The sequence below is a fragment of the Mycolicibacterium gilvum genome, assembly GCF_900454025.1.
Lineage (GTDB): Bacteria > Actinomycetota > Actinomycetes > Mycobacteriales > Mycobacteriaceae > Mycobacterium > Mycobacterium gilvum.
In genome coordinates this window covers 1,278,794-1,300,569 of sequence record NZ_UGQM01000001.1, presented here as the reverse complement: position 1 = coordinate 1,300,569, position 21,776 = coordinate 1,278,794, and the positions used below count along the sequence as shown (strand labels likewise).

Here is a 21,776-nt window from a genome sequence, read left to right as displayed (position 1 = left end):
AGGTGCGCGTTGGCTGCGCTGGATTCATCGGTCACGTCGCGCACACAGGCGCGTGCCGACCACTTCCGTTCGGGCCTTCTGTTCGCACTCGCCTCCGCCTTCGCATTCGGCTGCTCCGGCCCCTTCGCGAAGGCTCTGATGACGGCGGGTTGGAGCCCGACCGCGGCGGTCACCGCACGCCTGGCCGGCGGAGCGCTCGCGATGGCCGTCTTCGCGACCGTCGTGCGCCCGGGATGGGTGCGCGAGGCACGCCACCACGCGAGGACCGTCGTGCTGTACGGGATCGTGCCGATCGCCGGCGCCCAGCTCTTCTACTTCAACGCGGTCGCGCACCTGTCGGTCGGTGTCGCGCTGCTGCTGGAGTACACCGCGCCGCTGCTGGTCGTCGGCTGGTTGTGGGCCACCACCCGGCATCGTCCGAGCGGCATGACCCTCGCCGGTGTCGTGCTGGCCGTCGGCGGAATCACGTTGGTGCTGGGGATCATCGGGCCCGGCGGAGTGGCCGCGGCGCACATCAACCTCGTCGGCGTCGGCTGGGGTCTGGCCGCCGCTGTGTGTGCGGCCTGCTACTTCCTGATGTCGGACAAGGCGGGCGCCATGTCGGACAAGGAGGTCGCCGACGGTCGTCCCCCGCTGCACCCGATCACGCTCGCGGCCGCGGGCCTGGCGTTCGGCGCCGTGACGGTGGCCGCGCTCGGGTTCTCCGGCCTGATGCCCCTGGCCTTCACGGCCAACGACGCCGTGGTCGCCGGCTTCACGACACCGTGGATCGTGCCCGTCATCGCATTGGCGCTGATCCCCACCGCGATCGCGTACACGCTCGGCATCGTCGGGATAGCCCGCCTGCGCCCCAGGTTCGCGTCGCTGGTGGGACTGTCCGAGGTGATGTTCGCGGTGCTCGCCGCCTGGATGCTGCTGGGTGAGGGGATGGCGGCCGGACAGGTGATCGGCGGGGCGATCGTGCTGGCCGGGCTCGCGCTGGCCCGCCAGGGCGACCGGGGTGAGCTCGTCGGGGAAACCAACGTCGGGGAAACGTCGGTGACCCCGACGGCACTGCCGCAAACCACCCCGGTCGCGCGCGGTGGTCCCGCTACCATCGACCCGTGAAGATCGATCTTGAAGTCGTCACGCGCGGCGTCAGGGCGCTCGTCGCCGCGGCTGTGGCCGCCGGTGTCCTCGTCGTCGCCCCGGCCGTCGCCGCACCGAGGTCCCTACCCGCCGCCGGCGCCCAGGGCTGCACCGACATCCAGGTCGTCTTCGCCCGCGGCACCGATGAACCACCCGGCCTCGGCCGGGTCGGTTCCGCCTTCGTCGAGTCACTGCGCGGACGGGTCGGTGGACGGTCGGTCGGGTCCTACGCGGTCGCCTACCCGGCGACGTTCGACTTCCTCGCCGCGGCCGGCGGCGCCAATGACGCGAGCAACCACATCCAGTGGATGATGGCGAACTGCCCGAGCACCCGGTTGGTGCTCGGGGGCTACTCGCAGGGCGCAGCCGTCATCGACGTCATCGCGGCCGTGCCGTTCCCCGCCGTCGGGTTCGACAGGCCGTTGCCGCCGAACGCCCCTGACTTCATCGCCGCGATCGCGCTGTTCGGGAATCCGACGACGAAGGTGGGCCTGCCGATCACCGCCAGCCCGGTGTGGGGGACACGGTCCATCGACCTGTGCAACGGCGCCGATCCGGTGTGCTCGGCGGGCGATGACATCGCCGCGCACAGCAACTACGGGCCGGCCGGGTTCACCGACCAGGCCGCGGCGTTCGTCGCCGGTCTCGTTTAGTTCAGCTATGCGTTACCGTGTCTTGTGCTTTCCGATCGCCTGAGCCGCCGAATCCTCGCGGCAACCGCTGCCGCGATGGTCCCGATGGCCGCCCTGGCCGTCATGCCCACCACCACGGCGTCCGCCCAGCCGTGTCCCGACGTCGAGGTCGTGTTCGCCCGTGGCACCAGTGAGCCCCCCGGCGTCGGCCGGGTCGGTCAGGCGCTCGCCGACCAACTCCGCAATCAACTGGGCGGCCGCACGGTCGGGACCTACGGCGTGATCTACCCGGCCAGCTACGACTTCTTCACCTCCGGGGACGGCGCGGCCGACGCCACCAACCGGATCTCGGTGATGGCGGCGCAGTGCCCGAACACCCGCATCGTGCTCGGCGGGTATTCGCAGGGCGCTGCCGTCGTGGACATGCTCGCCGGGGTTCCCCCGCTGGGCAACCGGATCGGCGACGTGGGTCTGGCCCGTCCTCTGCCCGGAGGGCTCAACGGCAACGTCGCCGCCGTCGCGGTGTTCGGCAACCCGGCCACCAAGTTCGGAAACCCCGTCTCGGCACGCGGATCGTTCGCCGGCAAAGCACTCGACCTGTGCGCCGACGGCGACCCGATCTGTTCGGACGGGCGAAACCCGTTCGCACACACGAGCTACGAACGTTCCCCGTTGATCGGGCAGGCCGCCGGCTTTGCCGCAGGCCGCCTCTGAGTCGGCGACAACAGATAGGATCGGCGAAGTGATTCGTCAGCTGCGAAACCTCCGGGTCCCTTACCTCGTTGTCGCGCTCCTTTTCGGCGCGGCATCGCTGATCCTGCCGCCCGCCGCGTCCGCGCAGGCGTGCCCCCAAGCCGAGCTGATCTTCGCGCGCGGCCGCATCGAATCCCCCGGTGCCGGTGTCATCGGCAATGCCCTGGCCAGCGCGCTGCGGAACAAGACCGGCAGGGACATCGACCTGTACGCGGTCAAGTACCCGGCCGACACCGAGGTCGACATCGGCGCCAACGACATGAGCCAGCGGATCCAGTACATGGCCCGCAACTGCCCGGACACGCGGCTGGTGCTCGGGGGTTACTCGCTCGGCGCCGCGGTCACCGACATCGTGATCGCCGTGCCGATCGCCGCGTTCGGTTTCAAGAACCCGCTCCCCGACGGCGTGGATCGCCACATCGCCGCCGTCGCGTTGTTCGGCAACGGCAGCCAGTGGGTCGGCCCGATCGCCAACTTCACCAACCCCGCACTTCGCGATCGCATCGTGGAGCTGTGCCACGGCGACGATCCGATCTGCAACCCGACCGCGCCGGAGAACTGGCAGGACAACTGGCCCGCCCATCTGGCTTCCGCGTATGTTGGGGCGGGCATGGTGAACCAGGCCGCCGACTTCATCGTCGGCCGGCTCTGAGAGCTCTAGAGTTCGTCGGCCGTCCGCACATCCCTGGTCACCAGGTTGCGGGCGGCCAGCTCGTCATCGGGCGGGTAGTCGACGCCGACGAGCGTGAGTCCGCGCGCGGGCGCAGCGGCGAAATCGCTGGAGCGGTGCCGCGCGTGCAGCAGCTGCACGCACCACGTGTCGTCGCGGCGGTGTTCCCCGACGGCCAGCAGGGCTCCGACCAGTGAGCGCACCATGTTCCAGCAGAAGGCGTCGGCACTCACATGCACCGAGATGCGGTCGCCGTCGCGGACACAGTCCAGGCGTTGCAGCTCGCGGATCGTGGTCGCGCCGTCGCGGTGCCGGCAGAACGCGGCGAAATCGTGCAGCCCCAACACATTCTGGGCAGCGCCCGCCATCGCGTCGACGTCCAGCGGACGGGGCCACGCCGTGACGAATCGTGCCTCGGCGGGCTCCACCCCGTAGGGCGCCGTGGTCAACCGGTAGACGTAGTGGCGTCGTAACGCCGAGAACCGGGCGTCGAATCCCGGTGCGGCACGCACGATCCCGCGGACCCGGACATCCTCGGTGAGCATCCGGCCCAGACGCCGCACCAACGGTCCGAACTCGGGCTCGCCCGCCCGGACGGTCCGCGGGTACGCGTGCGGAAGCGCATCGGTCGGGATGTCGACATGGGCCACCTGACCGGTGGCGTGCACACCCGAATCGGTGCGTCCCGCGGCGCGGGTGAGCACCGGAGTCCGGAAGACGGTCGAGAGCGCGTCGTCGATGACCCCCGCGACCGTGCGCTGCCCGGCCTGGGTGGCCCACCCCGCGAAATCGGTGCCGTCGTAGGCGATATCGAGCCGCAGACGAACAAACCCGCCACCGGAATCGGTGGCGGGTTCGTTCACGGGTTGACTACTTGGCTTCATCCTCGGAGTCAGCCTTGGCCTCGTCAGCTTCGGCCTCCGAAACGGACTCGGTGCCCTCGACCTCGACCTGCGCCTCGTCGGCGATCGGGGTCTCGGCCACTGCCTCTGCCTCGTCTGCACTCGGACCCTCGGTCACCTCGGGCTCGACCGCAGCCTGCGGCGCGGCGGCGGCGGCTACCTTCTGGGCCGCGTCCGCGCGACGTGCACGGTTGGCCTCGGAGGTCACGGTCTTCTCCCGCACCAGCTCGATGACGGCCATGGGGGCGTTGTCGCCCTTGCGGTTCTCGACCTTGATGATGCGGGTGTAGCCGCCGTTGCGGTCGGAGTAGAACGGCCCGATCTCCGCGAACAGCACGTGGACGATGTCCTTGTCGCGGATCTTCTTCATCACCTCACGCCGGTTGTGCAGCGTGCCCTTCTTGGCGTGGGTGATGAGCTTCTCCGCGTACGGACGCAGCGCCCGTGCCTTCGGCTCGGTGGTCTTGATCCGGCCGTGCTCGAACAGCGCGGTGGCCAGGTTGGCCAGCAGCGCCTTCTGGTGCGAGGACGACCCGCCGAGACGAGGACCCTTGGTGGGTTTGGGCATTGCGACTATCTCCTATGTGGGGCCGACCCCCGTACGAGGTAGGGCCGGGACGGACTTGCTTAGAGCTGTTCGGTTTCGGCGTAATCCTGGTTGTCGTCAGCCTCATAACCGGAGTCGTAACCGGCATCGCTGTTCCAGGTTCCGGTCGCGACGTCGTAGCCGGCGACCTCGGACGGATCGAAGCTGGCCGGGCTGTCCTTGAGCGACAGTCCGAGCTGGTGCAGCTTGATCTTGACCTCGTCGATGGACTTCTGGCCGAAGTTGCGGATGTCCAGCAGATCGGACTCCGTGCGGGCGACGAGCTCGCCGACGGTGTGCACACCCTCGCGCTTGAGGCAGTTGTACGACCGCACCGTGAGGTCCAGATCGTCGATCGGCAGCGCGAAGTGCGCGGCCTGATCGGCCTCGGCGGGCGACGGCCCGATCTCGATGCCCTCGGCTTCGATGTTGAGTTCCCGTGCCAGACCGAACAATTCGACCAGCGTCTTGCCGGCCGAGGCCAGCGCGTCGCGCGGGCTGATGGAGTTCTTGGTCTCGACGTCGAGGATCAGCTTGTCGAAGTCGGTGCGCTGCTCGACACGCGTGGCCTCCACCTTGTAGGTGACCTTGAGGACCGGCGAGTAGATGGAATCGACCGGGATGCGGCCGATCTCGGCACCGGAGGCCTTGTTCTGCACGGCCGGCACGTAGCCGCGGCCCCGCTCGACGACCAGCTCGACCTCGAGCTTGCCCTTGTCGTTCAGGGTGGCGATGTGCATGTCCGGGTTGTGCACGGTGACGCCGGCCGGCGGCACGATGTCACCGGCGGTGACCTCACCCGGTCCCTGCTTGCGCAGGTACATGGTGACCGGCTCGTCCTCCTCGGAGGACACGACCAGGCCCTTGAGGTTCAGGATGATGTCGGTGACGTCTTCCTTCACCCCGGGGACGGTGGTGAACTCGTGCAGCACACCGTCGATGCGGATGCTGGTGACGGCCGCGCCCGGGATGGACGACAGCAGCGTGCGGCGCAGCGAGTTTCCGAGGGTGTAGCCGAATCCGGGCTCCAGCGGTTCGATGACGAACTGCGACCGGTTCTCGGCAACGACCTCTTCGCTCAGGGTGGGGCGCTGAGAAATCAGCATGGTGTTTTCGTTCTCCTTCTCGGCAACCGCTATTTGATGCCGTTAGGTGGCCTGAGCCCCGGTGGATTCCGGGGTCAGGATTACTACTTCGAGTAGAGCTCGACGATGAGCTGCTCGGTGAGCGGCACGTCGATCTGGGCGCGCTCGGGCAGCTGGTGCACGAGGATGCGCTGACGCTCGCCGACGACCTGCAGCCAGCCCGGGATCGGACGCTCGCCGGCAGTCTGGCGGGCGACCTCGAAGGGCAGCGTGTTGATCGACTTGTCCTTGACGTCGATGATGTCGTACTGCGACACCCGGTAGCTGGGGACGTCGACCTTCACACCGTTGACGGTGAAGTGGCCGTGGCTGACCAGCTGGCGCGCCATGCGACGGGTCCGGGCCAGGCCGGCGCGGTACACGACGTTGTCCAGCCGGCTTTCCAGGATGCGCAGCAGGTTGTCACCGGTCTTGCCGGGGAGGCGGTTGGCCTCCTCGTAGTAGCGACGGAACTGCTTCTCCATCACGCCGTAGGTGAAGCGGGCCTTCTGCTTCTCCTGCAGCTGGGTGCGGTATTCGCTCTCCTTGATCCGCGCGCGGCCGTGCTGGCCGGGCGGGTAGGGGCGCTTCTCGAAGGACTGATCTCCACCGACCAGGTCGACGCCGAGACGACGCGACTTGCGGGTGACGGGTCCGGTATAACGAGCCATAAGTCTCTAACTCCTTTTTCCTAGACCCGGCGCCGCTTGGGCGGACGGCAACCGTTGTGCGGCTGCGGGGTGACATCGGCGATCGCGCCCACCTCGAGGCCGGCGGCCTGCAGCGAGCGGATTGCGGTCTCACGACCCGAGCCCGGGCCCTTCACGAAGACGTCGACCTTCTTGACGCCGTGTTCCTGCGCCTTGCGGGCCGCGTTCTCGGCGGCGAGCTGCGCGGCGAACGGGGTGGACTTACGCGACCCCTTGAAGCCGACGTGTCCGGACGACGCCCACGCGATGACGTTGCCCTGGGGGTCGGTGATCGACACGATCGTGTTGTTGAACGTGCTCTTGATGTGGGCGGCGCCGTGCGGGACGTTCTTCTTTTCCCTGCGACGGGTCTTCTGCCCCTTCTTCGGGGCGCCCTTCTTTGCCTGTGCCATCCGGGGTTACCTGGCCTTCTTCTTGCCGGCGATGGTGCGCTTGGGACCCTTGCGGGTGCGCGCATTGGTCTTGGTCCGCTGGCCGCGCACCGGCAGGCCGCGGCGGTGCCGCAGGCCCTGGTAGCAGCCGATCTCGATCTTGCGGCGGATGTCGGCCTGAACCTCGCGGCGCAGATCACCCTCCACCTTGAGGTTGCCTTCGATGTAGTCGCGCAGCTGGCTGACCTGGTCGTCGGTCAGATCCTTGGTGCGCTGGTCCCGGCTGATTCCGGTGGCTTCCAGGATTTCCTGGGAGCGGGTACGGCCGACGCCGTAGATGTAGGTCAGCGCGATCTCCATGCGCTTGTCGCGCGGGAGATCGACGCCCATAAGTCGGGCCATGTGTGCCATTCCTCGTGTTCTGCGGAGGTCTGATCCCAGTCCGTTCCCGGAACTCTTGCCGGGGTCCGGCCTCCGTGCCGGACGTGCTGAGTCCTCGGCTTTCACCGGGGAGCTCATCAAGCGGCCGTATGCCGCTCAGTGGTGCTGGGAGTTCATCATTCAGTTGTCGATCTGCGGGAGTTCCGCTCTAGCCCTGCCGCTGCTTGTGGCGGGGATCGGAGCAGATCACCATGACCCGCCCATGCCGGCGGATCACCCTGCACTTGTCGCAGATCGGCTTGACGCTCGGGTTCACCTTCACGGCTGTGTCGATCCTTCTTCTCGGGGTTCTGAGGTGTTGCTGTACTTATCGGTGATTCGCGCGAGCGCTCGTCACTTGTAGCGGTACACGATGCGACCCCGGGTCAGGTCGTAGGGCGAGAGCTCCACCACGACGCGATCCTCGGGGAGGATGCGGATGTAGTGCTGCCGCATCTTGCCGCTGATGTGGGCGAGAACCTTGTGTCCGTTCTCCAGCTCAATGCGGAACATCGCATTGGGCAGGGGTTCGACGACACGACCCTCGACCTCTATGGCACCGTCTTTTTTGGCCATACTCTGTAACGATCCTTGCTTTCGTTTCGTATCGGCTTCCTGGCCTGCTCGGCTTTGTGGGCCGGGTTGGCGCAGCCGTGATCCGACTTGAAAACGTGGGCCGGATCTGGGGCATTCCCGGTTTCACACGGGTATCCCGATGGGGCACGCAAAAAGCCGGCGCGCAAGCCGCACCGTTGATCGATGGTACGCGCTCGAGGCCCGGGCCCAAAATCCGTGCTCGTCAGCCCTTGTTTCCGGATGCGACCCAGGCCTGATAGGCCGCGACGGCGGTCGGCAACGTCATGTACAGCCGGTCCTGCCCGATCTCGTCGAGGACGCCGCCGGCCGCCAGTGCCTCGCGGAGATCCTGCTTCACCCGGGCCATCGCGAACACGATGCCGCGGCGCAGGCAGTCCTGGCGTACCTGATCCAGGGCCTCGATCGCGGTCATGTCCACCTCGACGTTGGCCTCGGCGTTGAGAACGAACCACCGGGTGGGTTGATCCATCTGGTCGATCGCCTCGAGGGCGCGGCGCCGGAAGTCCTCGGCGTTGGCGAAGCACAGCGGGGCGTCGTAGCGATACACCACCAGGCCCGGAACGATCCGGGCGTCGGGATAGTCGTCGACGTCGTGCATCCCGGCCAGTCCCGGCACCAGACCCTGCACGCTGTCGTGCGCGTGGGAGAGGCGCCGGAGCAGATCGAGGACCGACAGGGCCACCGCGATCCCCACACCGTAGAGAAGTCCGAACACGGTCACCGCGATCGCGGTCAGCGCGGCCAGGACCACCTCGCTGCGGCGGAAGCGGGCCAACGCCCGGAAGCTGCGGACGTCGACCAGTTTCAGCGCGGCGTAGACGATCAGTCCGCCGAGGGCGGCCGCGGGCACGTGCGACACCAGGCCGCCACCGAACACGACGACCACGGCCACCACCGCGAGAACCACCAGCGAGTACATCTGGGTCCGGGCCCCGGCCGCGGCCGCCAGCGCAGTCCGGCTGGCGCTCGAGCTGACCGGAAAGCCGCGCAGGAAACCGACGGCCAGATTGCTGACGCCCAGCGCACGCAGCTCGGTGTTGGGGTCGATGTTCTGACCGGCCCGTGACGCGAAGGCCCGCGCGGTGAGGATGTTGTCCGAGAACGCCACCACCGAGATACCTATCGCCGGCACGATCAGCGCCTGGATCTGGTCCACGGTCAGCCAGGGCAACGCGGGTGCGGGAAGTCCGACGGGGACATCGCCGACCACCGCGACGCCGAACCGCGTCAGCTCCCCCGCCCACGTCACGACGGTCGCTACGACGACGCCGATCAACGGAGCGGGCAGTGTCGGGGCCACCCGCTCCATCGTCAGCACGAGCACCAGCACGCCGAGGGCCAGGCCTGCCGTGGGCCAGTGCACCCCGTCGACGGCCGCCGCGAACGCGGCCAGTTGCGCCGGCACGGTGTCCCCGGTGACCTCGACCCCGGCGATCCGGCCCAGCTGTCCCGCGACCATCGCGAGGGCGACCCCGAGCATGTAGCCGACGAGAACGGGCTTGGACAGCATGTTCGCGAGATAGCCCAGCCGCAGCATCCCTGCGCCCAGACACACCAACCCGACCAGGATCGCGAGGACCGCGGCGCTGGCCGCGTAGCGGACGGGGTCGTCGCCGCCGACGACCGGGGCCAGCACCGCTGCGGTCATCAGCGCCGTCGTCGATTCGGGCCCCACGGACAGCTGTCGCGACGATCCGAGGATCGCGTACACCAGCAGCGGCGGCAGGGCCGCCCACAGACCGGCGGCCGGGCTGAGCCCGGCGAGCGTCGCATAGGCGAGGGCCTGGGGCACCAGATAGGCCGCGACGCTCAAACCCGCCTGGGTGTCGTCGCGGAGCGCGGAGCGCCGGTATGACCGCAGCTCTCCGAAGTTCGACGTCACCGAGGGTCAGCCGCGCCGCTGACTCATCGTGCGCAACGCGCGCAGGCTGAGGTTCATCGTCAGCGGGATCAGGTGCGCGGACACGGTGGCACTGGCGTTCAGCCGACCGTAGATGTCGGCGACCAGGGCCTCGATCTCGCCTGTCGGGCAGTCCGGATAGCGGGCCCGCAGCGTCGCGATGACGTCACGCAGCTCGTCATCGATCAGCTTCGCACCGCTGTCGTCGCCCATCGCCTGCCTCCCGACCGAATCACCGTGTCCGGATCCAGATTATGGGCCGACCCGGCGGCCGCGGCAGGGCCGGAAGTCCCCAGCACCGGAGACCCGCCACGGCCCGAGTAGGGCCGCAGGTCACCGCCCGCCGGGGACCTCGGACTCTGGCATCGGGAACCCGCACGGCCGACAGTGGTGCTGTGGAGCGGATGACTGCCTTCGACGCCGGTTTCCTCGACGCCGAGGACGCCGATCGGCACGTCAGTCTGGCCGTCGGTGCGGTCTCGGTCGTCGACGGTCCGATGCCGGATTTCGACGAGATCGTCGCCGCCATCGGTGAGAAGATCGTGACGATTCCGCGGCTGCGCCAGGTGGTGCGCAGGCAACCGCTGGACCTCAGTGCGCCGGAATGGGTCGAGGATCCCACGCTCGATCTCGCCCATCACATCCGCCGCGCGGCCCTGCCTCATCCCGGCGACGACGACGCGCTGTTCCGTTTCACCGCCGAGGCGATGGAGCCCCGACTGGACCGTGAGCGTCCACTGTGGCAGGCCTGGATCATCGAGGGGCTGGCCGACGACCGGTGGGCGATCCTGATGAAGGTCCACCACTGCATCGCCGACGGAATCGCCGCCATGCACATGCTCGCCGGTCTCAGCGACGACGGCGAAGGCGAGACGTATGCCGGTGCGATCCGGGCCGCACACGAGGCGGGCGCCTCCCGCCCCGCGCTGCCGTCACCGACGCTGAATCCCGTGCGGTGGGCGCGCGCCGGGTGGAACGCGACGACCGCAGTGGCGGCCACCGCCGCGATGACCGTCGAGGGAGCCATCGGGATCCTCAGCGGCCTGGTCCGCAATGCGGAGTCCTCGCTCAACGGTCCGGTCACCACGATGCGCCGGTACAGCGCCGTGCAGGTGCCCTTGGCCACGGTCGCGTCGGTGTGTCAAGCCTTCGATGTGACCCTCAACGACGTCGCACTGGCGGCGATCACCGACAGTTTCCGCTCCGCGCTGAAGCGCCGGGGGGAGGAACCGCGCCGCGATTCGCTGCGCACGCTGGTTCCGGTCTCGGTGCGCTCCGATGATGCCAGGGACCGGCTCGACAACCGGGTGTCGGTGATGCTTCCGCACCTGCCCGTCGACGAGCCGGACCCGGTGGAGCAGTTGCGGACCGTGCACCGACGTCTCAACCGGGCCAAGTCCAGCGGCCAGCGTCAGGCGGGAACCGCCGCGGTGGCGGTGGTGAAGCTGATTCCCTTCGCGCTCGCGACCCGGGCGATCCGCGTGGTGACCTCGCTGCCGCAGCACGGGGTGGTGACCCTGGCGACCAACGTGCCCGGACCTCAACACCGACTGCAGGTGATGGGTCGCGAGGTCGTCCGCATGTTCCCCGTACCACCGATGGCCCTGCGCCTGCGGACAGCAGTCGCGATCTTGAGCTACGGCGACGATCTGATCTTCGGGATCACCACCGATTTCGACGCCTTCCCCGACGTCGACGACCTGGCCGCCGGAATCGGCGCGGCCGTCGACACCCTCGCCGTGGCCGCACGTCCTCTCTAGAGGCCCGGCCTTGGACCCCCTAGCCTGATGTCGCGGCCTGCTTCGGATCCGCTGCCGCCCCGAGCACAGGAGTAGGAATGGCCCTCACCCCAGACATCGCCAAGGTGGTCGTCGGCGTCGACGATCTGTCGTCGTCGCAGCCGGCCCTTGAGTGGGCCGCCGCCGAGGCCGGACGGCGCGGCGTCCCACTCGTGATCCTGTACGCGGCCACCCTGCCGATCGGAGCGTGGCCGGTCGTGGCGGTGCCGACCGGCTTCCTCGACTGGCAGCGCCAGATCGGTCAGGAAATCCTCACCGACGCCCGACAAATCGCCGAAAAACTCACCGCAGGCGCAATTCCGGTGACCGCGGAGTTCGCCGTCGCCACCCCCACCGCAGCACTGGTCGAAGAGTCCCGCACAGCGGGGATGGTGGTGGTCGGTTCCCGGGGACGCGGTGGCCTCGCACGAAAGGTGCTGGGCAGCACCAGCATGGGCCTCGTGCACCGCGCCCACTGTCCGGTCGTGGTGGTGCGCGACGACGGGTCCGCCCCGGCATCGGATGCACCGGTGCTGCTGGGCTTCGACGGTTCGGCCTCGGCCGCGCCCGCGGTCGAGATCGCGTTCCAGGAGGCATCCCAGCGGGGTGTGGGGCTGGTCGCAGTCCACGCGTGGTGGTCTCCGGGCGCGTTCGAGATGCCGCAGTTCGACTGGGAAGAGGTTCGGCCCGACGTCGAGCGGGAGGCATCGCGTCAGCTCTCCGACTGGCAGCGGCGCTATCCGGGCGTACCTGTCGAACTCGTCGTGGTGCGCGACCAACCGGCACGCCGGCTCGTCGAGAGATCCGGGGCGGCACAGCTTCTCGTGGTCGGTAGCCACGGCTACGGCGCGGTGACGGGGTCGTTGCTCGGCTCGGTGAGTGGAGCCGTCGTGCAGGCGGCCACCACCCCGGTGATGGTGGTGCGCCCGGGCGACTCATGATCTAGTGCGGTGACGGCACGACCCGCACCTCGGTGATGGCGTGTGCGTCCACCGCCGTCACCTCCCATCGGTAGCCGCCGATCTCGATACGGTCCCCCGGTCCCTCGGGGATGCGTCCGAGGCTGTCCAGGATCAGACCCGCGACCGTGGTGTGGTTCCCGCGCGGCAGGCGCGACCCGTCGACACCGACATCGCCGAGGTCGTGAACCGGGAACGAGCCCGGCAGGATTCGGCTGCCGTCGGGGAGCAGCCGCGCCGCGCGGATGTCCTTGTCCTGCTCGTCGTAGATCTCGCCGACGACCTCTTCGAGCAGGTCCTCCAGGGCCACTATGCCGGAGACGCCCCCGCGTTCCCCGATGACCAGGGCGAACTGCTCGTGCTCGTCCATCAGCCGGCTCAGCGCAGCCGTGACCCGCAGGCTGTCGGGCAGCAGCAGCGCCGGACGCGCGACATCGGCGACGGTCCCCGCGGAACCCAGCAGATCACGCAGGTGCACGACGCCGATGGCGTCATCCAGCTCTCCGGCCGGTACGACGGGTGCCCGGGTGTGCCCCGATGCCGCCAGTGCATGAAGTGCCTGTGGCACAGGCAGATCCGCACGCAAGCGGAACACCCGGGGCCTCGGCACGACGATCTCGCGCAGTGCGCGCTCGTGAATCTCGAGCGCTCCGGAGATGATGGTGCGCTGCTCGGGGTTCAGTCCGCTGTAGCCGGCGATCAACTCCCGCAGCTCGCCGAAGGTGGGTTCCTTCTTGCCCACGTCGGGATCGCCGCCCACAACCCTCACGGCGATGTCGGTCGACTGCCCGAGACCCCAGATGACGGGTTTCGTGACGATCGCCAGGAATCTCAGCAGCGGCGCCACCAACCCGGCCCACCGCCGCGCGTACTGCATGCCCAGGCGTTTGGGCGCGAGTTCGCCGAAGACCAGTGTCGAGGCGGTGACGACTATCGTCACCGCGGCGATGCTCACCGCTGCCGCGGCGCCGCCGAGAAACTGCAGTCGGGATTCCACGGGTTCGGCGAGCGACACCGCCGCGGTGGCCGACGCGAGGAAGCCCGCCAGCGTGATCCCGAGTTGAATGGTCGCCAGAAAGCGGTTCGGCTCCCGCGCGAGATCCACCACGATGCGGTCGCGTCGGGTCCCCCGGCGTTCCATCTCCCGCAGCTGTCCCTCCCCCAGGGATATGAATGCCGCCTCACTGCCCGACAGCAACCCGTTGACGAGGACGAGAACAGCGACCAGCGCAAGGTCGAGCCAGTACCCGTCCACGATCCGCGACCCCTCTCCGTAGACACGGCACTCAGACCGACTGCGCGACCGCCCACAACAGCATCAGTCCGATGACGAAAGTCGTGCTGTAGAACAGTTTGTCGCGCAGAGCCGGCGTGGTCGCGATCTCAGGCAGCAGGTCGGCCAGCGCGATGTAGATGAAGTTGCCCGCCGCGAACGGGACGAGGACCTCCACGTCGAGTCGCCCTGCGAAGGCGTAGGCCAGCAGTGCGCCGACCAGGAAAGTCAGCGCGGACACCACGTTGTAGAACAGCGCCCGCGACGGCGTCCAGCCACTGTGCACAAGGATTCCGAAATCTCCGAGCTCCTGGGGGATCTCGTGTGCCGCAGCCACCAGCCAGGTGACGATGCCGAGCTTGATGTCGACGACGAACGCACTCCCGACCGCCAGACCACCGATGAGGTTGTGCAACCCGTCGGCCACCAGGATCAGGTAGCCCAGCGGCCGGTGCCGGCTGACCGGCCGGTGGCAGTGATGCCAGTTCAAGAACTGCTCCAGCACGTGGAAGCTGACAATCCCCGCGGCGCACCACGCGAAGACGGTCGTGCTGTCACCGACGATCTCGATCGCCTCAGGCAGCATGTGGAACATGGCGCCGCCGAGCAGAGCCCCGGCCGCCAGCGCGACCAACGGCAGCACCACCCGCGTGAACAACCGGTCAGGGATCAGCAGAGCGAGGCTGCCCACCAGCGCCAACGCGCTCATCGCCAGCCCTGCCGCGACGATCCACAGCAGCACTTTCAGCCCGTGGCCGCGTCCGGGGATTGCGGCCGGCCGATTCCGGTGACGAGGCCGGACCGCACCAACGCATCGGTGACGAAGTGCTGCACCGGCCGGGACTGGAAGAACCCGGTGTGTCCCCCGTGATACCACTCGATGTTCGGCCGGCCCCAGTGCTCCCACAACCGGACGACCTGCTCACGGGGGTGCACCACCTGGTCGGCCAGACCCGCGTAGATGAAACGACCGGACATCGGAACCAGGGGCGGCAACGACAACGGTGAGATCATCCGGCCGAGCGGAGCGGCGAGCAGGATCGTCCGCCGCCGCGGGTCGTCGCGACCGAGCCCCGAATGGCGGCTCAACAGATCGATGAGATCGGCGACGGGGACGCCGAGCACCGCGCAGGTGAGACCGTCGTCGAGGCCGGCCAGCAACCCGGCGATGAATCCGCCCAGTGACAGTCCGTATACCCCGATGTCCGCACCCGGGTTCTCGGCGCGGATCCAGCCCAGCAGGGCCCGGATGTCCCACACCGCGTGCGCGGTGGCGTGAATGTCGTCGAGGACATCCTCACCGGGGAACACCGCCCCCTTGGGCAGTCCCCTTCCTCGCGGCCCGTGCATGGGCAGCACCGGCAGCATCACGTTGAGTCCCAGCTCCTCATGCAGATACCAGGCCCGGAAGAGCGCCAGATCCAATGCCGCGCGCCCCATCTCGGTGCCGTGGATGCACATCAACCAGGGTCGCGGTTCCGGGTGTCGCAGCATGAGCGCGTAACCCCGGCGGTTCGCGGTGTAGGTCATCCAGCGGTCGCCGCCGGGCTCGCCGGCGAGCGGGTGATAGCCGCTCTCCCAACGCAACCGGGCATAGGTGTGGTTGCGCCTGCGCACGGGCGTCACCTCGACGTCGGCGAGCGCATCCGGTGTGGTGAAGAATCGGGCGGGATCGGCCAGACATCCACGGCCGCCGTAGAAGTCCAGCGCCGCGACGACCTCGTCGTGGATCCTCTCGAAGGACGCGGGATCACTCAGCGGTCGGCGAGCCCTCAACCCGAACAGAACCACCTCGTCGCGCAACGCCTCGACAGCGAGTCCCACCGTCGGGCGGGCAATCGGCACGCGCGGGGAATCCCCTTCCAGGTAATCCCGCCACGACCGCGCATAGTAACCACCGACCCTGGTGAGAGGACCGAACGTATCGCGCAGCGACGGTGTCACATCCCCACGCTAACGCCGGAGTCGCACGCCGAGCAGGGGTCCTTGGTCACCAGTGCAAGGGACAAAGTCCACACCCACCGAAGGACCGCCGGTCAGCCACGCGACGACCGGGACTCCTGCGCCAGCTGGCGATTGACGACGGCCACAGCCTCTTTCAGATGCCGGTCCGCCTGGTCGACGCGGGTGGTGAATTCGGCGTCGTAGCTGTTGAGGGATTGTTCGAGCACCGCCAGGCACATGTGCGCCGCATCATGGGCGTCCGCCGCGACGGCTTCGAGTTCCGCGGTCAGATCGGCGTCGGGAGCGGGCAGGTGCGCGACGTATCCGACGACGTCGGCCAGCGTGCGCAGCTTCCGATAGTCGGCTTCGGGAATATCGACATGAAGCCTCTTGTGGATCCCGACAAGGAAGTTCAACCAGTCCATGGAATCGAGATCCACCTGGTCGCGGAGCAGCAACAGCGCAGGGTCGTCGGCGGTGGTCGGCTCGATCGGGGCGCCGTCGGGGGTCGCCTCCATCCACCGCCAGAAACCCGTCGCCGTGGCCCCCTCCTCCTCACCGATGTCGTCGTCGATGTCCTCGTCGATGAGGAGGACGTGCTTGAGCGAGGTCAACGCACTTCGGCTGTCGGCAACCTTTTTCCGATACATCGCCCTGGTCGTGACCAGCACATGTGCATCACCGAGTCTGAGTCGTGTCGCGACGGGTTCTGGACCGAACGCGGAGAACAACGGCGACACCACGCTGCCGTTGCGCAGCGCTCCGAGAATCGTCACGTAGAGCTCCGGGCAGCGACCCAGGAGCGTGAAGACCCGGTCGCCCTTGCCCACGCCGAGCGCTCGCAGCACGGCGGTGAATCTGCTTGATAGAGAAGCTAACTCAGAATATTCGAGATCACGGACACTGGTCTCGCCGGTCAGTGCGGACTCCGACACGAAGCGCAGCGCGGTGCGTCCGCCCGCCGACCCCCCCGGCGTGACGGTCCACTGCCGCGTAAGCGATGTTGCACAGTCCGTCACCCATACCCGCACACACGTCGGGTGCCGCGTCCCAGCGAAAAGTGGTGCAGGTGTTTTCGTAGTCAACGAGATTCGGGGTGACCCGCCAGTCCTCGGGCGACTTGTGGATGACGGTCATGGCTTCGCCTCGACGCTGGGCCGCCGCAGCAGCCCGAGACGCGCAGCGGTGCCGAGATTGGCCATCACCCGTTCCATCAGCGCGCTGTACGCGGACCCGTTGTCGTGCAGCTTGCGGAATCCGCGATGGAGGAGGAAGACGTCGAGGCTGCGGTCCAGGGACCACTGCGCATAGATGTCGCCGGTGAACTCCGAGCGCAGAAACTGCCATGCGATGTCATCGAGTTGCCGCCGGGTCAGGGCGAGGTGATCGGTTGACGTCGCGGGCATGGTCGCTCTCCTCCGGAAGTGGATCGACCTCATCGTGTTCCACAGGCCGCCGTCGGCGATAGAGACGAAAGTCACCATCGCGCGCAGACGTGCCGATGCCGGTGGCGGAGAGGCATGCAGGCGCCTATGTCCGCCGCGCGACGATCACCGGGATGCGGCAACCTTCTGCGACCGCCGCGCTCACCGATCCGAGCAGCCTGCCGGCGATAGCGCCCCGGCCGTGGCTACCGACGACGACGAGCTGTGAGCGCTCCGCCTGAACCAGCAGCTGCCGAGTCGGATTCGCGAAACGGATCAGCGGCCGCACGACCACTTCCGGGAACCGCTGCTGCAGATCGGCCAGTGTCTCGCGCAGGAAGTCGGCGGCCTCTTCCTCCAGGATCGTCATCCGATGGTCGTGTGGGCCCCCGGTGTCCGCGTCCTTGCACACGTGCAACGCCAGCAGATCGACCGACCGTCGTGATGCCTCCTCGAACGCGATCGCCGCTGCGTGCAGCGAAGTCTTCGAACCGTCGATGCCGACGAGGACCGGCCTGCGCCCCGGCCGGTTCCTCGGCGCGAGGTCGTCGTGGACGACCACCACCGGGCACCGGGCGTGATGCAGAAGACCCAGCCCGACCGAACCCGGGGATCGCCCCGTCCGGCCGCGGCTGCCGACCACCACCAGCTGCGCGTCCCCGGACAGCTCGACGAGCTCGGCCGCCGGCTGACCCGTCAGCCGGCGGCCCTCGACATCCGGTCCGTCGACGCCCGCAGCGTTCCGTGCCTCTGCCGTCGCCTCGTCCAGCACACTGTCCGCCTCATCCGCTCCCGACCCCTCGTGCACGTGGGCGACGGTGAGCCGAAGGTGCCGGAGGCCTGCTTCGGTGGCCGCCCAGCGCACAGCTGACAGGGATGACGGTGAGCCGTCCGCCCCCACGACGATGCCGTAGGGTGCCGCTTCGTCGGTCATGCCGGCTCCTTTCACAGGGGTTATCCACCGACGGTATGGCGGTCGCGGACCGAGAAGAGGAGTCCTTGGACTCGAATCTGATGCCAAAAGACCTCTGGAACCGCCGGTGGCGTGCGGTCAGACTCCAGGTGAGCGGGAAACGCCCGATACACAGCGCACTGAGGGGAACCGGCCGCATGGACGACGGGATGAGCACATCGGATTTCGCTGCGGCAGAGGGCGAGTACAGCGTCGACGACGACAACCAGCTCCAACCCGAGGACACCCTCGTGGACCGAGGTGTCGACGATGTCCTGGACGAGGGCTACTCCCCTCCTGAAAGAGCCTACGAACGCGGGCATTTCGCCGACGAAGAGGACCCCGCAGCCCGTTTGAACTCTCTGTTCGACGATGCCGAGCTGCAACGCTCGGACGACGCGGAGCGGGAGGCCGAGTTCCCGGAGCACCGCGAGGTGGGTGGCCGCCGGGCGGGGCGTCTGGTGGCGCCGGATCAGGGGTTCGGCCCCGACATCGACGCCGAGTTGATCGCCGACGACGTCGGCATCAGCGGTGGCGCGGCCTCTGCCGAGGAAGCCGCGGTCCACATCGTCGAGGACATCGTCGAGGACGGTGACTGAGCCGCCCGCATCTGGACCACCGTCGCGCTCTGGGTCAGGCCTCCGAATGTGCCGCCTGCGTGACGAAATAGCGCTCGACGTCGTCGCGGTGGAACGCCGCGGTGCCCGGCGTCTGCAGCTTCGCTGAGGCGGCGGCGATTCCGAACCGCACCGCCCGCCCGAGGGGCCAGCGGCGCGCAAGCCCGACGGCGACTCCGGCGACCAGCGCATCGCCCGCGCCCACACAACTGACCGAGGTCATCGGGACGGCTGAAAGGCGTTCGCTGTCATCGGGTGTGACCAGCAGTGCCCCGTCTGCGCCCAGAGACACCACCACAACTTTGGCCGCACCTCGGTCGATGAGTTCGCGTGCGGCGGCGATTTGTTCGGGTTCCGTGTGCAGCGGCCGATCCAGGCATTCGCGAAGCTCCCGGATGCTCGGCTTGAGCAGGTGCACCCCGGAGGTGACGTGGCGCAATCCGCCTCCGGACGTGTCCAGAACCAGCATTGCGCCGACGTCACTGCAGATGTCGGCGACACGCTGATAGAAGTCGGGCGGCACCCCCGGCGGAAGGCTTCCGCTCGCGACGACGATCCCGGCTGTGCCCGCAGCGCGTCGAAGCGCCTCCAGGCACCGCGCCTGTTCACCGAGACTGAGCACGGGACCGGGGAGTACGAAGCGATACTGCCGACCACTGGCCCGATCGTTGACGGTGAAGCTCTCCCGGGTGCCACCCTCGATGAGGACCGGAATCTCGCAGACCCCGGTGGCATGCACGAGGTCGATCACGCGGGCGCCGGTGGATCCACCGGCGGTGAACACCGCCGACACCGGGGCGCCCAGTGCGTGGGCGAAGCGGGCCACGTTGACCCCACCGCCGCCGGCATCGTATCGCTCTGCGCGACAACGGATCTTCTCCGTCGGAACGACATTGTCCGCATCGGCGGTGACGTCGAGCGCGGTGTTCATCGTCAACGTCACGATCGCAGCCGTGCCGCTCATAGGCCGGTGGGGTAGGTCTCGGGTGTCTCTCCGGCCGCCCAGGTGCTGGTGACCTCCAGCGGCTCGAGCGCGGTCGTCCTGTCGATGTGGATGATTCCGTCGAACTGTTCGGAGGGCCGCACGTGGTAGTAGTGGCTCTGCCGTTCCGTCGCGGGCAGGTAGATGACCCCGATCGCGCGCCCGAGGCGGACGGCGTCCAGCGGCTCGGCGGCCGCGTGGCTGATCAGGGGTGACACCAGGAACGCGGGCCGATCGACCTCGTGGAAGAGCTCCTCCACGCTGCCGTTGAGCGCCGGCCGGACCGCTTTGCGCTCGGCGAGCCCGCCCCACTCGCTCGCCGCCGTCACAGTCCCCGTGTAGGTGGTGTAGCCGATCAGCCGGACATGGTCGCCGAACTTCTCACGCGCGAGCTGTCCGAGTGTGAGTTGACCGTCGGCTCCGACTTCGGTGGCCCGGGCATCCCCGACGTGGGAGTTGTGCGCCCACACCACGATCCGTGCCGGCTCGCTGCCGCCCTGCCGGTCCAGATGTCGCAGCAGCGCCTCCAGCGTCTCGGCCATGTGGCGGTCGCGCAGATTCCACGAGGTGACCCTGCCACCGAACATCGACCGGTAGTACACCTCCGCATCTCGGACCGTCTGCGCGTTCTGCTGGGCATAGAACAGTTCGTCCTCGGCGAGCAGTCCGTCACGACGTGCGTACTCCACTGCGCTGCGGTGCATTTCGACGAGCTGTTCCACGGCCTGGTGCTCGCAGGATAGGCCGGCCCCGAACGCGGCCGCGAAGCCGTAGGCCTGACCGTCGTCGCCCGAGGAGTGGTCGAAGCACGAATATCGCTCGCGCGCACGCTGTGCCGCATCCGGATCCACGCGGTCCAGGAAGTCGATGACCTCCTGCATCGAGCGGTGCAGGCTGTAGAGGTCCAGTCCGTAGAACCCCGCCTCGCGCCTGCCCTGCGCGCGGCGGTCGGCGTTGCGGGCCCGCAACCACGCGACGAAATCTCGAACCACGGTGTTGCGCCACATCCAGGCAGGGAAACGTTCGAATCCGCGCAGCGCCTCCTCGGCCGAGCCGTCTCCGGCCTGGCCACGTACATAGCGGTTCACCCGGTAGGCGTCGGGCCAGTCGGCTTCGGCAGCAACCCCGCAGAAACCCTTCTCCTCGATCAACCACTTCGTGATCTCCGCGCGCGCGGCGTAGAACTCCTCTGTGCCGTGGGAGCTCTCGCCGATCAGTACGATGCGCGCGTCTCCGATGAGCTCGTCGAGGGCCTCAAGAGGCGGGATTCCCGCAGGAGCGTCGACGGCGCACCGGTCGATGACCTCGGCCGGGGTCTCGGCCAACCGGATCCGCGCCGTGGCGAAACCGACCGTCGGCGTCTCGAGCAGTTCGCGCACCTCGTCGTCGGTGACCTGGCGGAAGTCCCAGAACGACTCCCCCACGGCAAGAAACGGCGTCGGCATCGACGCGCACACCTCGTCGTCGACGATGGCGGCGAACTCTCGACACGTCGATTCCGGAGCGGCGGGCACCGCGATGACGACCTCGGCGGGATCCATCTCCTGCAGCGCCTGGACGGCGGCGAACATGCTCGACCCGGTGGCCAGCCCGTCGTCCACCACAATCACCGTCTTTCCGGCCAACTCCAATGGTGGACGCCCGGCGCGATAGGCCGCCTCCCGGCGCAGCAGTTCGCGACCCTCACGCTCAGCGACGTCCCGCAGCTGCTGAGGCGAGACCCGCAACGCGCGCACCACGTCGTCGTTGACGACGACCCGCCCACCGCTCGCCAGTGCGCCCATCGCGAACTCGTCGTGACCGGGCGCTCCGAGCTTGCGCACGATGAACGCATCCAGGGGCGCACCCAGTGCCGCAGCCACCTCCCAGGCCACCGGAATCCCGCCCCGGGCCAACCCGAGGACGACGACGTTCTCTCGCCCGCGGTATCCGCCGAGCAGACCGGCGAGCGCCTGCCCTGCCTCGCGCCGGTCGCGGAACACTCGTCTCGGCTGGTCGCTGGCGGCCCGTCGCGCTGTGGTCATGTAGTCACGGTATTCGCGGCCCGGTGCCGA

24 protein-coding genes and 2 pseudogenes are annotated in these 21,776 nt (G+C 68.4%); 7 read left to right on the top strand and 19 right to left on the bottom strand.

The features are described 5' to 3' along the window. Positions 1-9 precede the first annotated feature (9 nt). From DYE23_RS06135 to DYE23_RS06120, 4 genes are all read left to right on the top strand, one after another. Positions 10-1,107 carry an EamA family transporter gene (locus DYE23_RS06135; RefSeq protein ID WP_115326756.1) on the top strand — a complete coding sequence of 366 codons (1,098 nt, stop codon included), beginning with the start codon at positions 10-12 and terminating at the stop codon, positions 1,105-1,107. Further along, on the top strand, positions 1,104-1,781 hold the full coding sequence (locus DYE23_RS06130; RefSeq protein WP_011895795.1) for a cutinase family protein: 678 nt from the start codon (positions 1,104-1,106) through the stop codon (positions 1,779-1,781). Before DYE23_RS06135 ends, DYE23_RS06130 begins: the two co-directional genes overlap by 4 nt. A gap of 75 nt (positions 1,782-1,856) precedes the next feature. Next, positions 1,857-2,474 carry a cutinase family protein gene (locus DYE23_RS06125; RefSeq protein ID WP_115326755.1) on the top strand — a complete coding sequence of 206 codons (618 nt, stop codon included), beginning with the start codon at positions 1,857-1,859 and terminating at the stop codon, positions 2,472-2,474. 28 nt (positions 2,475-2,502) lie between these two features. After that, entirely contained in the window at positions 2,503-3,165 is a 663-nt protein-coding gene (locus DYE23_RS06120; RefSeq protein WP_011895797.1) for a cutinase family protein, read from the top strand. A gap of 5 nt (positions 3,166-3,170) precedes the next feature. Here DYE23_RS06120 and truA read toward each other — a convergent pair whose 3' ends face one another. From truA to DYE23_RS06070, 10 genes are all read right to left on the bottom strand, one after another. Continuing rightward, a complete protein-coding gene (truA, locus tag DYE23_RS06115) occupies positions 3,171-4,046 on the bottom strand; it encodes a tRNA pseudouridine(38-40) synthase TruA (RefSeq protein WP_115326754.1) in 876 nt (291 codons plus the stop codon). A 7-nt stretch (positions 4,047-4,053) separates the two neighbouring features. Further along, the gene (gene rplQ, locus DYE23_RS06110) at positions 4,054-4,653 is read right to left on the bottom strand and encodes a 50S ribosomal protein L17 (protein WP_011895799.1); all 600 of its coding nucleotides are present in this window, start codon (positions 4,651-4,653) and stop codon (positions 4,054-4,056) included. Between the two features lie 59 nt (positions 4,654-4,712). Next, entirely contained in the window at positions 4,713-5,777 is a 1,065-nt protein-coding gene (locus DYE23_RS06105) for a DNA-directed RNA polymerase subunit alpha (RefSeq protein ID WP_011895800.1), read from the bottom strand. Between the two features lie 83 nt (positions 5,778-5,860). Beyond that, positions 5,861-6,466, bottom strand: a complete 606-nt coding sequence (rpsD, locus tag DYE23_RS06100) for a 30S ribosomal protein S4 (RefSeq protein ID WP_011778695.1) — start codon at positions 6,464-6,466, stop codon at positions 5,861-5,863. A 20-nt stretch (positions 6,467-6,486) separates the two neighbouring features. Next, entirely contained in the window at positions 6,487-6,897 is a 411-nt protein-coding gene (gene rpsK / locus DYE23_RS06095) for a 30S ribosomal protein S11 (protein WP_011895801.1), read from the bottom strand. A gap of 6 nt (positions 6,898-6,903) precedes the next feature. Beyond that, complete coding sequence (rpsM, locus tag DYE23_RS06090) at positions 6,904-7,278, bottom strand: 30S ribosomal protein S13 (protein WP_011895802.1); 375 nt, start codon at positions 7,276-7,278, stop codon at positions 6,904-6,906. A gap of 187 nt (positions 7,279-7,465) precedes the next feature. Then, positions 7,466-7,579 carry a 50S ribosomal protein L36 gene (gene rpmJ, locus DYE23_RS06085; protein WP_003879483.1) on the bottom strand — a complete coding sequence of 38 codons (114 nt, stop codon included), beginning with the start codon at positions 7,577-7,579 and terminating at the stop codon, positions 7,466-7,468. Positions 7,580-7,650: 71 nt separating this feature from the next. Beyond that, positions 7,651-7,872 carry a translation initiation factor IF-1 gene (infA, locus tag DYE23_RS06080; RefSeq protein ID WP_005140011.1) on the bottom strand — a complete coding sequence of 74 codons (222 nt, stop codon included), beginning with the start codon at positions 7,870-7,872 and terminating at the stop codon, positions 7,651-7,653. Positions 7,873-8,095: 223 nt separating this feature from the next. After that, on the bottom strand, positions 8,096-9,775 hold the full coding sequence (locus DYE23_RS06075) for a SulP family inorganic anion transporter (protein WP_115326753.1): 1,680 nt from the start codon (positions 9,773-9,775) through the stop codon (positions 8,096-8,098). Positions 9,776-9,781: 6 nt separating this feature from the next. Continuing rightward, on the bottom strand, positions 9,782-10,006 hold the full coding sequence (locus tag DYE23_RS06070; RefSeq protein ID WP_011895804.1) for a three-helix bundle dimerization domain-containing protein: 225 nt from the start codon (positions 10,004-10,006) through the stop codon (positions 9,782-9,784). 182 nt (positions 10,007-10,188) lie between these two features. Here DYE23_RS06070 and DYE23_RS06065 point away from each other — a divergent pair, with 182 nt between their 5' ends. Together DYE23_RS06065 and DYE23_RS06060 are read left to right on the top strand one after the other, a co-directional pair. Further along, positions 10,189-11,553, top strand: coding sequence for a WS/DGAT/MGAT family O-acyltransferase (locus DYE23_RS06065; protein ID WP_172527716.1), 1,365 nt, complete (start codon positions 10,189-10,191; stop codon positions 11,551-11,553). Between the two features lie 77 nt (positions 11,554-11,630). Continuing rightward, positions 11,631-12,512, top strand: a complete 882-nt coding sequence (locus DYE23_RS06060; protein ID WP_115326751.1) for a universal stress protein — start codon at positions 11,631-11,633, stop codon at positions 12,510-12,512. Between the two features lies 1 nt (position 12,513). Here DYE23_RS06060 and DYE23_RS06055 read toward each other — a convergent pair whose 3' ends face one another. The 7 genes and pseudogenes from DYE23_RS06055 to DYE23_RS06030 all read right to left on the bottom strand — a co-directional run bounded on the left by DYE23_RS06055 (position 12,514) and on the right by DYE23_RS06030 (position 18,105). Continuing rightward, positions 12,514-13,785 carry a hemolysin family protein gene (locus tag DYE23_RS06055; protein WP_115326750.1) on the bottom strand — a complete coding sequence of 424 codons (1,272 nt, stop codon included), beginning with the start codon at positions 13,783-13,785 and terminating at the stop codon, positions 12,514-12,516. Positions 13,786-13,816: 31 nt separating this feature from the next. Then, the gene (locus tag DYE23_RS06050) at positions 13,817-14,545 is read right to left on the bottom strand and encodes a ZIP family metal transporter (RefSeq protein ID WP_011895808.1); all 729 of its coding nucleotides are present in this window, start codon (positions 14,543-14,545) and stop codon (positions 13,817-13,819) included. Between the two features lie 2 nt (positions 14,546-14,547). Continuing rightward, a complete protein-coding gene (locus tag DYE23_RS06045) occupies positions 14,548-15,747 on the bottom strand; it encodes an alpha/beta hydrolase family protein (protein ID WP_013472674.1) in 1,200 nt (399 codons plus the stop codon). Between the two features lie 317 nt (positions 15,748-16,064). Continuing rightward, positions 16,065-16,265: pseudogene (locus DYE23_RS31260) on the bottom strand (acyl carrier protein); the annotation flags it as partial. Beyond that, positions 16,263-16,682: pseudogene (locus tag DYE23_RS31255) on the bottom strand (AMP-binding protein); the annotation flags it as partial. The pseudogenes DYE23_RS31255 and DYE23_RS31260, both read right to left, overlap by 3 nt. A 198-nt stretch (positions 16,683-16,880) precedes the next feature. Continuing rightward, entirely contained in the window at positions 16,881-17,153 is a 273-nt protein-coding gene (locus tag DYE23_RS06035; RefSeq protein ID WP_011895812.1) for a hypothetical protein, read from the bottom strand. Between the two features lie 124 nt (positions 17,154-17,277). Beyond that, the gene (locus DYE23_RS06030) at positions 17,278-18,105 is read right to left on the bottom strand and encodes a universal stress protein (RefSeq protein ID WP_011895813.1); all 828 of its coding nucleotides are present in this window, start codon (positions 18,103-18,105) and stop codon (positions 17,278-17,280) included. A gap of 188 nt (positions 18,106-18,293) precedes the next feature. Between DYE23_RS06030 and DYE23_RS06025 the strand changes: the two genes are divergently transcribed. Then, complete coding sequence (locus DYE23_RS06025) at positions 18,294-18,722, top strand: DUF5709 domain-containing protein (protein ID WP_115328877.1); 429 nt, start codon at positions 18,294-18,296, stop codon at positions 18,720-18,722. A 34-nt stretch (positions 18,723-18,756) separates the two neighbouring features. On the opposite strand, the gene DYE23_RS06020 is transcribed toward DYE23_RS06025, so the two are convergent. Beyond that, on the bottom strand, positions 18,757-19,704 hold the full coding sequence (locus tag DYE23_RS06020; protein WP_011895815.1) for a 1-phosphofructokinase family hexose kinase: 948 nt from the start codon (positions 19,702-19,704) through the stop codon (positions 18,757-18,759). Beyond that, positions 19,701-21,746 carry an erythromycin esterase family protein gene (locus DYE23_RS06015; protein WP_172527715.1) on the bottom strand — a complete coding sequence of 682 codons (2,046 nt, stop codon included), beginning with the start codon at positions 21,744-21,746 and terminating at the stop codon, positions 19,701-19,703. Before DYE23_RS06015 ends, DYE23_RS06020 begins: the two co-directional genes overlap by 4 nt. Between the last annotated feature and the right edge of the window lie 30 nt (positions 21,747-21,776).